General features: G+C 45.2%; 9 protein-coding genes. 7 read left to right on the top strand and 2 right to left on the bottom strand.

The genetic code is table 11. The features are described 5' to 3' along the window. A partial coding sequence (locus tag J6I68_RS04975; RefSeq protein WP_292218037.1) for an AraC family transcriptional regulator occupies positions 1 to 690 on the bottom strand: 690 nt, incomplete at its 3' end. Positions 691 to 862: 172 nt separating this feature from the next. Between J6I68_RS04975 and J6I68_RS04980 the strand changes: the two genes are divergently transcribed. The 7 genes from J6I68_RS04980 to J6I68_RS05010 all read left to right on the top strand — a co-directional run bounded on the left by J6I68_RS04980 (position 863) and on the right by J6I68_RS05010 (position 13,000). Then, positions 863 to 3,745, top strand: coding sequence for a glycosyl hydrolase 115 family protein (locus J6I68_RS04980; protein WP_292218040.1), 2,883 nt, complete (start codon positions 863 to 865; stop codon positions 3,743 to 3,745). Beyond that, complete coding sequence (locus J6I68_RS04985) at positions 3,738 to 4,679, top strand: ABC transporter permease (protein ID WP_292218042.1); 942 nt, start codon at positions 3,738 to 3,740, stop codon at positions 4,677 to 4,679. The genes J6I68_RS04980 and J6I68_RS04985 overlap by 8 nt, the downstream gene beginning before the upstream one ends. A gap of 15 nt (positions 4,680 to 4,694) precedes the next feature. Then, positions 4,695 to 5,567 (top strand): carbohydrate ABC transporter permease, encoded by an 873-nt coding sequence (locus J6I68_RS04990; protein ID WP_292218044.1) that lies wholly within the window; start codon positions 4,695 to 4,697, stop codon positions 5,565 to 5,567. Between the two features lie 140 nt (positions 5,568 to 5,707). Next, positions 5,708 to 7,432, top strand: coding sequence for a sugar ABC transporter substrate-binding protein (locus tag J6I68_RS04995; RefSeq protein WP_292218045.1), 1,725 nt, complete (start codon positions 5,708 to 5,710; stop codon positions 7,430 to 7,432). Positions 7,433 to 7,638: 206 nt separating this feature from the next. Beyond that, complete coding sequence (locus tag J6I68_RS05000; protein ID WP_292218048.1) at positions 7,639 to 9,741, top strand: glycoside hydrolase family 3 C-terminal domain-containing protein; 2,103 nt, start codon at positions 7,639 to 7,641, stop codon at positions 9,739 to 9,741. Positions 9,742 to 9,903: 162 nt separating this feature from the next. Then, a complete protein-coding gene (xylB, locus tag J6I68_RS05005) occupies positions 9,904 to 11,442 on the top strand; it encodes a xylulokinase (RefSeq protein WP_292218050.1) in 1,539 nt (512 codons plus the stop codon). A gap of 76 nt (positions 11,443 to 11,518) precedes the next feature. Continuing rightward, complete coding sequence (locus J6I68_RS05010; protein ID WP_292218052.1) at positions 11,519 to 13,000, top strand: L-fucose/L-arabinose isomerase family protein; 1,482 nt, start codon at positions 11,519 to 11,521, stop codon at positions 12,998 to 13,000. A 124-nt stretch (positions 13,001 to 13,124) separates the two neighbouring features. Here J6I68_RS05010 and J6I68_RS05015 read toward each other — a convergent pair. Next, positions 13,125 to 13,788: DUF1848 family protein (locus J6I68_RS05015; protein WP_292218055.1), on the bottom strand; the 664-nt coding region annotated here is incomplete at its 5' end.

Below are 13,788 nucleotides of genomic sequence, written 5' to 3' on the forward strand. Positions count from 1 at the left end.
GTAGTGTTTCAAAGAGTCGCCTGTGGCATCACTGAAGGCGCGGCTTAAGTGGTCGCTGCTGTAGTGAAGCTCTGCAGACATGGCGTTTATAGTGATGTCCTCAGACAGATGTGTGTCGATGTAGTCAAGGATCCTTGATACGACTTCAGGCATGGAGCTTTTCTTTTTCTGGGGAGGAACGTTTTCTGAATACTTGCATGTCATAAGAAGAAACTCTGCAAGATATGCCTTGCAAAGGATGCTGTGTCCAAAGCTGTCGCTGTGAAGGGACTCTTCGAGTTTGCCTGCGATGGAGATAAATTTGGAAATGGACTCCTCGGGGATCCTAAGGTGATTCATGTTGGAAGAATCGCTGGTCCTAAAGAGTGTTGAAAAATCAGTCTCAGCATCCCCAAGGTTTTTGAGATACTCGTACTGAACGTTGATGACAATGCGCTCATAGCCTGCAATGTCCTCAAGATCAATTCCATGGAAAACCAAGGGGCTTATAAAGAACATATCCCCTCTTTTCATCTTAAAGAGCTCAGGCTCGATCATGATATTTACATCGCCCTTGAGGAAAAGAACTACCTCATACCCGTCGTGGTTGTGGACTGTATTTATGTCTTCTGGCGTTACTCTGGCCATTTTGTGCTCGCAGATGATCTCGTGATCGATCATGCTGTATGGGCAGTTAAGACTCTTTTTCATTGTTAATGATCCCCTCGAAATGCACTTGTGCAGTTTATATCGGAAAATGCAAAAAATATATTGCATTTTGTGTATTTATTATAAAATCCCGTATCTTATGATTATTTATATCATTGAAATGGGGAAACATCAACAAGCAAAAAAAGCGAAACATAACCTTGTGGGGGTAAATGTGTCTAAGTTAAGTTTCGATAACAGGTTAATGTTCACTTACGAGTCTAAATCTTTTCCCGGAGTCAATAAGGTGGCAGCGCTGGTCAGGCAGGATATTTACCTGGTGACTGGATTTCATGCTGGCGAGTACACAAAGGGCTGCAAATGCAGAAATCTGATAATCTATGGAACTGTTGATAAGAGCGACTACCTTAAGGAACTAGAAGACAAGGGACTCATTGATTTAGAGAAGGTAAGGGGTAAATGGGAAGTCTACAGTTTTCAGGTAATAGATGCTCCCATGGAAGGCGTTGATCATGCACTGGTCATTGCTGGAAGCGACAAGAGGGGTACCATCTACGGACTCTTCCATCTGTCGGAGCTCCTTGGAGTTTCACCACTTGTTAACTGGAACCACGTAGTTCCTAAAAAGAAAAAGAACGTCTCTCTGTCAGACGAGGTGAATACAGTAACAAAAGAGCCTTCAGTCAGATACAGAGGATTCTTTATAAATGATGAATGGCCAGCTTTTGGAAATTGGGCCATGGAGCACTTTGGAGGCATCAACGCAAAGTGCTACGAACGGATTTTTGAACTGCTTCTTAGACTTAAGGGCAATTACTTGTGGCCAGCCATGTGGAATTCAAACTTTAGCATGGATGGACCGGGACTTGAAAGCGCAAGGCTCGCCGATGAATATGGCGTTGTCATGAGTACTTCTCACCACGAACCCTGCATGAGAAGCGGCGAAGAGTACAGGCTCCTTAGAGGAGAGAACTCCATCTACGGAGACGACTGGAGCTTTATAAACAACAGAGAAGGTATCACCCGTTTCTGGAGAGATGGCCTTCTTAGAAACAAGGCCTTTGAAAATGTAATAACTCTTGGAATGCGCGGCGAGCGTGATTCCAAGATACTTTCCGAGGATGCAGGCCTTAAGGAAAACATAGATCTTTTAAGGGATGTTTTAAAAACCCAGAACGACCTGATCCGGGAGACTATAGATCAGGATATCGATAAGATTCCAAGACAGATAGTTCTTTTCTCCGAAGTAGAAGAGTTCTTCTATGGAGATGATAAGGCAAAGGGCCTTATGGGAGATCCGGAGCTTGAGGGCGTAACGCTGATGCTCTCAGACAACAACGTGGGGTACACAAGGACTCTTCCGTCAAAAGAGATAGCTGACCACAAGGGCGGCTTTGGCATGTATTATCACATGGACATGCACGGAGGACCTTACTCATATAAATGGATCGGATCCACATACCTTCCAAGGGTATGGGAGCAGATGACCGCAGCCTATGAATTTGGTGTAAGGCAGATCTGGGTAGTAAATGTTGGAGATATTGGAACACAGGAACTTGGGCTTTCCTACTTCCTTGACCTTGCTTACGACATTGACAGATGGGGCAAAGCTGACGCGGCGATCACAGAGGAATACGTAAATAACTGGGCAGAGAGGCAGTTTGGCGGAATGCTTCCTCTCTCAGGCAGAAATAAGATAAAGAAGATTATTTGGGATTACACATCTCTTTTGGAAAAAAGGCGCCACGAGATCATGAACGCCTGTGTTTACCACCCGCTTCACTTTGGCGAGGCAGATCAGGTACTAAGCGTGAGCGCTGAGATCTTAAAGGAAGCAGAGGCTCTTAAAAAGAGAGTGGATGAAGAGGATATGTCCGCATTTGTTTCTCTCTTATATTATCCCGCCTGCGGAACAGCAAACCTTATGAAGATGTGGATACTGGCAGGGAGAAATAAGCTCTTTGCTCATCAGAACCGCATCGAAGCCAACATCATCGCAGATGAACTTGATGCCTGCGTAAGGCGTGACAGTGAGCTCATCGATGAATATGAAACAGTGGATGACGGCTATTACAAGGGATTTGGCAGGTCAGAGCACATAGGATTTGTGAACTGGAATGAAGAGGATAACAAGTATCCGATCAAGCATCTGATATACGGGGCCAATTCCCCAAGGATGCTGGTGGCAAGAGCTGATGATGAGAATTACATGACAGGCCTTGAGTGGAACGACAGGCCTCAGACCTGGAGCAATATGCTAAGGCCTGACGTAGACAGTATTGATTTTGATATTATCAGCGGAAGTGATAAGCCATTTAAGTACAAGATCCATACGGATTGCGGCTGGCTTATATTCTCCAGGACTGAAGGAGAGGTCAGTGTAAGGGAGAGGGTGATCCTTTCGGTGGATAAATCTCTTTTGACTGACAAAATAAGCGGAACCTTCGAAGTTGAGTGTATTGGCTTTGGAACTGCTCATGTGACAGTCCTTGCAGCACCTAAGGCTGCTCCAGAAGGGGTGTTTATTGAAAGTGATGGATATATCTGCATGGAGGCTGAGCATTTTGCTGACAGGCAAGGCTCGTCAAAGGGCCACTTTGAAGTACTAAGACCCTACGGCAGAACAGGAAGCGCCATCAAGGCTTTTCCGGTAACCCATGATTTTACCGGTGATAAGAAAAGACCTTTTGTTTCATACAGGTTTATGGCTGACGAGGGCGAATATAACCTGACCTTTGATCTTGCACCGACTACTCCGGTTACTTTTAAGGAAGGGCAGTACATAAGCTTTTCGTTAAACGGTGGCAAGATGCAGACTCTCAACACAGTAAAAGAGCCGGATGAACCGTTTTTCTCAAGCAGGCAATGGAGGCAGGAAGCACTGGAAAGCGTCAAGAGGACTTCGGCCACTGTTAAGTGCAAAAAAGGCGAAAACGAAGTTAAGTTCTACGGCGCAAGCCCCGGAATAGTGCTTGAGAGGATACTTTTTGTAAGATCCGGAACAAAACTTCCAGAGTCCTATTTGGGCCCCAGGGAGAGCTATATAAGACTGGAAGATGTATCTTCCGGCGAAAACCAGGAGGAAGAAAATGAGTAAACCAGTAAAGGCGCAGTCAAATCAGAAATTTGGCGTCTACATGAAGAAGTACTGGCAGCTGTATGCGATGCTTGCCCTGCCGCTTCTGTATCTGTTGATTTTTAAGTACATACCAATGGTGTATGTACAGATCGCATTTAAAAAGTACAGCCTGATGGGCAGCATATGGACACAGCCCCTTGCTAAAAACCACGGCTTTGAATACTTCATAAAGGCTTTCCAAAACAACGATTTCAGATATGCCTTAAAGAACACTCTTACACTTAACCTGCTGGATCTTATTTTTGGATTTCCGGCACCTATCATTTTTGCTCTTATATTAAATGAGCTTTGCTTTACCCGTTACAAGAAGGTTGTTCAGACCATAGCTTACATGCCCCACTTCCTTTCATGGGTTATCATCTACAGCTTGGCTCTGCAGCTCCTTGCACCAAATGCAGGTCTTGTAAATATGGTAATTCAGAACCTTGGAGGAGAAGCGATCCCGTTCCTTAACGACGAAGCCCACTGGGTAGGAAGTTACATAGGATTCGGTATCTGGCAGAACTTCGGATGGGGATCCATTGTTTACCTGGCTGCCATAGCTGGTATCAACCCTGAGCTTTACGAGGCGGCTTCCGTTGACGGAGCTGGAAGATTCAGAAAGATCTGGCACATCACTCTTCCTGGTATCAAGCCAACAATTGTAGTACTTCTTATCATGAGCCTTGGCAATATCCTTGGCGGTGGATTTGACAGGCCATTTGCTTTCCAGAACAACCTGGTAATGCGTGTGGCAGACGTTATCGCAACCTTTGTTTACAGAGTAGGTATTAAGGGACTTCAGTTCTCCCTTACAACTGCCGTTGGACTATTCCAGTCCGTAGTAGGAGTATTCTTCCTGCTGATGGCTAACTGGATCTCTCGCAAGCTTGGCGAGAGAGGAATCTGGTAAAGGGAGGATAGAGAGATGAAGATTAAATCAACCGGCGAAAAAGCCTGGGATATGTTTTTCGTAGTTCTTTGCCTGATCGTCAGCGCAATATGCATTATCCCAATGCTGAACCTGCTTGCAAAATCCCTTAGTGGTACGGATTTTCTTGTAAGAAATGAAGTTTATCTTTTGCCAAAGGGTCTTAACTTTAATGCATATTCAACAGTTTTAAAGGACCCTAAATATATAAGAGCATTTGTGTGGACAGTATCACTTACAGTTATCTGCACGGTCCTGTCTCTTTCAATGACAACACTTTGTGCATTCCCTCTTATCTTTGAAAAATTAAGAGGAAGAAAAGCCATCAACATCTTTATCACTATCACGATGTTCTTTAACGCAGGAACAATTCCTAACTACCTGCTGATGCAGAAGCTGAACCTTTTAAGTAACCCTCTGGTTCTGATCCTGCCTGGTGTACTTAGTGTTTACAACATGATCATCATGAGAAGTTTCTTTTACGGAATCCCTGATTCACTTCGTGAGTCAGCAGAGATCGATGGAGCAACCTTCTTTGAGATCCTGTACAAGATATATGTTCCTCTTTCAAAGCCTGTTATGGCTACACTGGCTCTTTTCTACGCAGTAGGAAGATGGAACGGCTACTCAGATGCCCTGATGTACATGAGAGAGGAAAAGTATTATCCACTTCAGCTTCTTTTGTACAACATCATCAACAACATCAACTCAGTTGAAGTAGCAACCCAGGAGGGCTTCTCAGCTCCCGGACTTTCAGAGTCACTTAAGGCAGCCATCGTAATGTTTTCAACCATTCCGATCCTGTGCATTTACCCGTTCCTTCAGAAGTACTTCATAAGTGGAGTTACTCTTGGTGCGGTAAAAGAGTGAGTACTTGCTGAGGTTTTATCGAAGCTAGTACGAACCTTGTTCTGGCGAGCCTGCTTGCAGGCGAGAGCAGAACTTCCTTGTTAACATCCCTTTTAGGGATCACATATTATCTATCAACAAACAAAAATGGAGGTAAAGTTATGAAGAAAAAGGTATTATCCATGCTCCTTGCTTCTGCTATGGCACTTTCAATCGTTGCCTGCGGACAGTCAGACGGGGGAGCAGCAACAACAAGTACCGAGACAACAGGTACTGATGCTACTGCAACAGAGCAGGCACAGCCAGAGGCTACTGCTGAGGCAGAGTCAGCTGGATCATCAGAGCTTACAGATGGTAAGTTCGCTGACACAAGATCTATCACAGTTGAGATCTATGACAGAGGAAATGACGGCGGATCAGACCCTGAAAACAACATGTACACAGAGTACATCAAGAAGGGAATGCTTGAAGAGCACAACGTAGAAGTTACATTCAAGAAGGTTCCAAGATGGACAGAGACAGAGGATATCAACAACCTCCTTGCAGCTCAGGAAGCTCCTGACATCTGTGTAACATACAGCTATCCTACAGTTCTTACATACGCTGACATGGGCGGTGTTATCGATCTTAAGGATATGATCGAAGATTACAAGGCAGATACACCAAACCTTTGGGCTTGGCTTGAAGATACAAACATGCTTTGGGACAAGGATCCTAAGACAGGATCTGTTTGGGCAATCGAAGGTAGAAGAGCTGAGCAGCAGAGAATCGTTACTTTCGTTCGTCAGGATTGGCTCGATGCACTTAACATGAAGGCTCCTACAACAACTCAGGAGTTCGAAGATATGCTTGTAGCATTCAGAGACAACGCTGATACTCTTCTTGGCAAGGATGCTTCCAAGATGGTTCCTTTCTCAACAAGCTATGACATCGGATGGAGAGCAAACAACATCATCACATCCTTCATGGACCCTAAGATCACAGACAAAGAGTACTACATCAACGGATTTGATGACAGAATGGTTACAGAGCCTCAGACAAAGGAAGCTGTAAGGCTCCTTAACAAGTGGTACAACGACGGCCTTATGTGGAAGGATTTCGCTCTTTATGGAAGCGGAGACACAACAGAGGACGATATGATCAAGGCTGGTTATGTTGGTGCATTCCAGCACAACTGGGATTATGTATTCAGAAACGGTGAAGATTCAATCAACGCTAACCTTAAGAGAAACGTTGGCGAAGACGCTAAGTTCGTAGCAGTTGACTGCTTCAAGAACGCAGACGGCAAGTACGCTAAGTGGCTCTACTCAACAGCTGGTGACAGAAAGATCTTCTTCCCTACAACAAACGATGAGCCTCTTGCTTCACTTCTTTACCTTGACTTCATTTCAAAGCCTGAGACAATCAAGTACCTCCAGGCTGGTGATGAGGGTGTTACACACGAAGTACTTGAGAGCGGCGCTATCCAGATCAAGGCTGCTGAAGGCGATGCCATCCAGAACTCTGGTAAGAACATCGACTACACAATCACATGTAACGGAACATACTTTGGTGACTGGGATCTTGCAAACCTTTCAATCGCATACGGCTATGCAGAGGCTGACCCTGAGCTTGTAGATGCAGCTAACAAGATCTCTCTTGCAGATGGTCTTGAGCCAATCAACGTTAACGTTGGTGTTATCGAGGCTGAGGCTGGTGTTGGTGATACTCTTTCATCAAAGAGAGACCAGATCTATGACAACGCAGTTGTAGCAGCTGCAGCAGATTTCGATTCTGTTTGGGACAGCTACATGTCAGATTACCTTTCATCAGGCGGACAGGCTATCATCGACGAGCGTACAGCTAAGTGGGCTGAGTACTTCGGTGATGCTGATATGCTTCCTTGAGATTAAGTAAAGCTACAATTTTTGCCATTAACATAAAAAACCTTTAAGAGGAGGAGTCGTGTTCATTCACGGCTCCTCTTTTTTGGTGGTAATGGTAACTTTTGATAACAACATGGCAAGATGTGGTGAGATAAGTCTGGTATTCAAATATAGAATAGAATCAGTAGCATTAACATCAAATTTATTGAAATTTTGAGGGTATAACAATGAACAGAGAAGAAGCAAGGAAGCGCGCAAAAGAGCTGGTTTCCAAGATGACAGTTGAGGAAAAGGCGTCACAGCTAAGGTATGATTCTCCAGCCATCGACAGACTGGGAGTTCCTGCCTACAACTGGTGGAATGAGGCTCTTCACGGCGTGGCAAGAGCAGGCACAGCTACCATGTTCCCACAGGCTATCGGAATGGCAGCAGCCTTTGATAAAGACCTTATGAAAGAAGTGGGAGAAGTTATCGCCGAGGAAGGCCGTGCCAAGTACAACGAGCAGGCAAAGCGCGGTGACAGGGATATCTACAAGGGACTTACCTTCTGGTCACCAAACGTAAACATCTTCCGTGATCCAAGATGGGGAAGAGGCCATGAGACCTATGGAGAAGACCCATATCTTACAGGAACTCTTGCAGTTCCATTTATCAAGGGAATTCAGGGAGATGGCGAGTATATGAAGGCAGCAGCCTGTGCCAAGCACTTTGCTGTTCACTCAGGACCTGAGGGCGACAGACACTTTTTTGACGCCAAGGCTTCAAAGAAGGATCTTGAGGAAACCTATCTTCCAGCCTTTGAGACCTGTGTAAAGGATGGCCAGGTAGAGGCAGTCATGGGCGCATACAACAGGACTAACGGAGAGCCATGCTGTGCCAACAAGCCACTTATGGTTGATACCTTAAGAGGCAAGTGGGGATTTGAAGGCCACTTCGTATCAGACTGCTGGGCTATCAGAGACTTCCACGAAAACCACAAGGTAACAGCAACTGCTGAGGAGTCAGTTAAGCTGGCCCTTGATATGGGATGTGATGTTAACTGCGGATGCACATATCAGAAGATGATGAATGCGTACAGAGCAGGTCTTATCACAGAAGAGCAGATAACAGAGTCCTGCGTAAGACTCTTTACAACAAGGTTCCTTCTTGGAATGTTCGATAAGACTGAGTTTGACAATATACCATTTACAGTAGTTGAGTGCGACGAGCACCAGAAGGTGGCACATAAGGCAGCAGCCGAAGGAATAGTTCTTTTAAAGAACGACGGAATTCTTCCTCTTGATAAGACAAAGCTTAAGACCATCGGCGTAGTTGGACCAAACGCTGATTCAAGAATCGCTCTTATGGGTAACTACCATGGAACCTCATCAAGATTTGTAACAGTTCTTGAAGGAATTGAGGACAAGGTGGAAGGTGATGTAAGAGTTCTTTACTCAGAGGGGTGCGACCTCTGGAAACCAAACCTTAGTAACCTCTCAGATCAGGACTATCCAGACAGACTGTCTGAGGTTCAGACCATTGCAGATTACTCAGATATCATGGTTGTTGTAGTAGGTCTTGATGAGAACCTTGAGGGAGAAGAGGGAGATGCAGGTAACCAGTTTGCATCAGGAGACAAGGTAAATCTTGAGCTTCCAATTCCTCAGAGACAGCTCCTTAACTCAGTTCTTGACTGCAATAAGCCAACAATCGTTATCAACATGTCAGGAAGTGCCATTAACCTTTCAGTAGCTGAGGAGAAGGCAGCAGCAGTTATCCAGGCCTGGTATCCGGGTGCAAAGGGCGGCCAAGACGTAGCAGACATCCTCTTTGGAGATGTATCACCATCTGGTAAGCTTCCTGTAACGTTCTACCGCAGCACTGATGACCTTCCTGATTTCAGGGATTACTCCATGAAGAACAGGACCTACAGGTACTTTACCGGAACACCTCTTTATCCATTTGGATATGGCCTTACATATGGTAAGTGCAGGGCAAAAGAGATGGAGGTTACCGCATCAGCTGATGGCGCTACAGTTAAGGTAAAAGTGGTAAACGAAGGTTCTGTAAAGACTTCAGATGTCCTTCAGATCTATGTTAAGGACACAGGCTATGAGCTTGCTGTTCCAAATCCTCAGCTTGCAGGCTTTGAGAGATTTGAACTTGGGGCAGGTGAGGAAAAAGAGATTACTGTAGAGCTTCCAAGAAGAGCCTTTACATCAGTAGATGAAGAGGGCAACAGAGATGTCTTTTCACATAGCTTTAAGATATTTGCAGGAACAAATCAGCCTGATGAGCGCTCAAAGGAGCTTACAGGGGTTAGTTGCATCGAAAAAGATGTAACTATTTGAGCTTATTAACAATACAAGCATCATAAATTATGTATAAAAATTTGCTGATATTTTCTGCAATCTATAACAATGTAAGTTTTGTATCAATAATGATACTCTAGTTGTATGGGATAGGTGTACAAGTTAAACTAACCCATATAGCGCAGTAGAAAGGGGCAAGGTATGAATTATCTTATAGGTATTGATGTGGGAACTTCCGCTACCAAGACAGTTCTTTTCGATGAGAACGGAACAGTTATAGCTGAGAAGTCCTACGAGTATCCAATGTACACACCTCAGAATGGCTGGGCTGAGCAGGAGCCATCTGACTGGAAGAAGGCTTCACTTGAGACTGTGGCAGCTGTTGTAAAAGAGGCTGTTTCAAGTGGCAAGGTGGCAAATGCTGCTGATATCAAGGGAATTGGTATTTCCGGACAGATGCACGGTCTTGTAATGCTGGATGAAAACGGGGAAGTTATAAGACCATCCATTATCTGGTGTGATCAGAGAACTGGCGAAGAAGTCGAGGAAATGCTGGGGATCATGCCAAGGGAGAAGTGGATCGAGATCACAGCTAATCCACCTCTTACAGGCTGGACAGCAGCCAAGATCCTTTGGGTAAGAAACAAGGAGCCAGAGAACTACAAGCGCTGCAGACACATCCTTCTTCCTAAGGACTACATCAGATATGTCCTTACAGGAGAGTTTGCAACAGAGGTTTCAGATGCTTCTGGAATGCAGCTCATGGACGTGGCAAACAGATGCTGGTCAGACGAAGTGCTTGATAAGCTTAACATTGACAAGTCACTTCTTGGCAAGATGTACGAGTCCTGCGAAGTTACAGGCAAGCTCACAAGCGAGGTTGCTGCGCAGCTTGGACTTTCAACAGATACAGTTGTAGTTGGCGGAGCTGGCGACAATGCAGCAGCTGCTATCGGAACCGGAGTAGTTAGAGAAGGAACAGCCTTCACAACCATCGGAACTAGCGGAGTTGTATTTGCACACACAGACAAGGTAAGTATCGACCCTAAGGGAAGAGTACATACATGTTGCTGCGCAGTACCTGGCGCATGGCATATCATGGGTGTTACCCAGGCAGCAGGATTTTCACTTAAGTGGTTCAGGGATAACTTCTGCCAGAGCTACATTGAGGAGGCCAAGGAAAAGGGCGTTGATCCTTATGACCTTATAAATGCTGACATCGAGACAGTTCCTGTAGGAAGTGACAGACTCATCTATCTTCCATATCTTAATGGTGAGAGAACTCCTCACCTGGATGACAAGGCAAGAGGCGTATTCTTTGGACTTTCAGGAATCCACACAAGAAAGCATCTTCTTCGCGCAGTAATGGAAGGTGTTTCCTATTCTCTTTGCGACTGCAACGACATCCTTAAAGAGATGGGCATCAGCGTAAAAGAGATGATGGCCTGCGGCGGCGGTGGAAAGAGCAAGATCTGGAGACAGATGCTCTCAGACCTGTATCAATGCAAGGTAGCAACCATCAACCAGGAGCAGGGGCCTGCCCTTGGAGTAGCAATTCTTGCAGGCGTAGGAAGCGGAGTATACACAAGCGTTCAGGAAGCTTGTGATAAGCTTATCACCAAGGCAAAAGAGACAGAGCCTGTAGCAGACAACGTTTCAAAGTATGCAGCATATCATGAGCTTTACAAGAAGCTCTATAAAGATCTTAAAGATGATTACAAACAGCTGTCAGAGCTGTAACGTAATAAACGCCATAAGGGTATGGCAGTAAACAAATATTTAAGCGGGAGGACCCGCAAAGGAAAGGGGATAAATTATGATCAACATTCCAGAGGTAAAAATTGGCTTAGTTGCAGTAAGTAGAGACTGTTTCCCAGCTTCACTTGCAGTAAACAGAAGAAAGGCTTTAGCTGAGGCCTACAAAAAGAATTTCAACGACAAGGACGTTTATGAGTGTCCTGTATGTATCATCGAGAGCGAGACTCAGATGGTAGAGGCTCTTGAGGATATCAAGAAAAACGGATGTAACGCACTTTGCGTATATCTTGGAAACTTCGGACCAGAGATTTCTGAGACACTTCTTGCTAAGCACTTTGATGGACCTATCATGTTCTGTGCAGCAGCTGAGGAGTCACAGAATGACCTTATCGATGGCAGAGGAGATGCTTACTGCGGAATGCTCAATGCAAGCTACAACCTCTACATCAGAAACACAAAGGCTTATATCCCAGAGTATCCAGTAGGAACTGCTGAGGAGTGCGCAAAGATGATCAACGAGTTCGTGCCTATCGCAAGAGCAATCGTTGGTGTTCGTGATCTTAAGATCATCAGCTTTGGTCCTCGTCCTATGAACTTCCTTGCTTGCAACGCACCAATCAAGCAGATCTTCAACATGGGCGCAGAGATCGAGGAGAACTCAGAGCTTGACCTCTTCGAAGCATTCCACAAGCATGACAACGATCCTAGAATACCTGATGTTGTTAAGGATATGGAAGCTGACCTTGGCGCAGGCAACAAGAAGCCTGAGATCCTTGCTAAGCTTGCTCAGTATGAGCTTACTCTTCTTGACTGGATTGAGGAGCACAGAGGCTACAAGAAATATGTATGTATCGCTGGTAAGTGCTGGCCTGCATTCCAGACACAGTTCGGATTCGTTCCTTGCTATGTAAACTCAAGACTTACAGGAAGAGGAATTCCTGTATCATGTGAGGTTGATATCTATGGTGCACTTTCAGAGTTCATCGGAACATGCGTAAGTAACGATTCTGTTACTCTTCTTGATATCAACAACTCTGTACCTGCTGACATGTACGAAGAGTCAATCAAGGGCAAGTTCGGCAACTACAAGCACACAGATACATTCATGGGCTTCCACTGCGGAAATACATGCACAAGCAAGCTTTCTAGCTGCGAGATGAAGTTCCAGAGAATCATGGCTAGAAACCTTCCTGAGGAAGTTACACAGGGAACACTTGAAGGAGACATCAAGCCTGGTGATATCACATTCTACAGACTTCAGAGCACATCTGACAACCACCTTAGAGCTTACGTTGCACAGGGCGAAGTTCTTAACGTTCCTACAAGATCATTCGGTGGTATCGGTGTATTCGCTATTCCTGAGATGGGCAGATTCTACAGACATGTACTTATTCAGCAGAACTTCCCTCACCATGGAGCAGTTGCATTTGGACACTACGGAAAGGCACTCTTCGAGGTATTTAAGTATCTTGGAGCAGAGACAATCGGCTACAACCAGCCTGCATCTCTTCCTTATCCAACAGAGAATCCTTTCTGCTGATAATTGCATGACGGATCGCTGGATATGGAAAAAAATACTTGAAGATGATAAGGGCCCCTTCGCAAGAAGGGGCTCTTTTATTTGGCAGAAATGGTGTGAGTCATTGGGGACGGTTCTATTTGACTCATAAAAAGTCAAAGGACAACTGGCCGTCGATCCAGCTCTTTTGCTCTGCCTGATGGATTTCATCCTCGGGACGGATATTTCCTATAAGAAGCGGTGACAATGGATCGTGATTTGCGTTGTTATTTATGACAGTTTCTGCATCATAGTTGGCATAGCAGTACTTGCATAAGTGAAGGCAGGTGTTGTACATGCCAATATCATTTCCAAGAAAGCAGGCGCAGGAAGTTCTGGCGTTCTTGATCTTGGGGAAATCAAGCTTGGTGTGGAGAGCTTTTTCGTAGATGGGCTGAGTCATGCAGCCGCTGCAGTCCGCTCCGAACCGGGCAAGCTCTGTTCCTTCGCTGCAGGGGCGAAGGGTCATGCCATGGTCTTTTGCTATCCTGGTCATATGCTCCCCGAGGTATAGGCGGTCAGCCTTTTCAAGGGCAGTAGCCTTGGGGAAATTCTTTTTTACCTTCTGGTAGATGTCTATAAAACTGATTACAGCTGTCTGGGTATAGCCATCCAGGGCGGTAGCGATCTCTTCAAACTTCTCAAGATGGTAGTCTCTGGTGTACTTCTCATCAAGGAAGATCGGATCATAGCGCCATCCCATGGAATCAACTCCGGCAAAATCAGAGAGCTTTTTGAAGGTCTCAATGACATCAGGAATCTCAGGGACA

Source organism: Butyrivibrio sp. (genome assembly GCF_017940685.1).
In the GTDB taxonomy this organism is placed as follows: Bacteria; Bacillota; Clostridia; order Lachnospirales; family Lachnospiraceae; genus Butyrivibrio.

What these genes read in the sequence shown, in the direction of transcription:
- xylB (WP_292218050.1), top strand. Translation starts at nt 9,904, where the DNA reads ATGAATTATCTTATAGGTATTGATGTGGGAACTTCCGCTACCAAGACA.
- J6I68_RS04990 (WP_292218044.1), top strand. Translation starts at nt 4,695, where the DNA reads ATGAAGATTAAATCAACCGGCGAAAAAGCCTGGGATATGTTTTTCGTA.
- J6I68_RS05010 (WP_292218052.1), top strand. Translation starts at nt 11,519, where the DNA reads ATGATCAACATTCCAGAGGTAAAAATTGGCTTAGTTGCAGTAAGTAGA.
- J6I68_RS04985 (WP_292218042.1), top strand. Translation starts at nt 3,738, where the DNA reads ATGAGTAAACCAGTAAAGGCGCAGTCAAATCAGAAATTTGGCGTCTAC.
- J6I68_RS04995 (WP_292218045.1), top strand. Translation starts at nt 5,708, where the DNA reads ATGAAGAAAAAGGTATTATCCATGCTCCTTGCTTCTGCTATGGCACTT.
- J6I68_RS05000 (WP_292218048.1), top strand. Translation starts at nt 7,639, where the DNA reads ATGAACAGAGAAGAAGCAAGGAAGCGCGCAAAAGAGCTGGTTTCCAAG.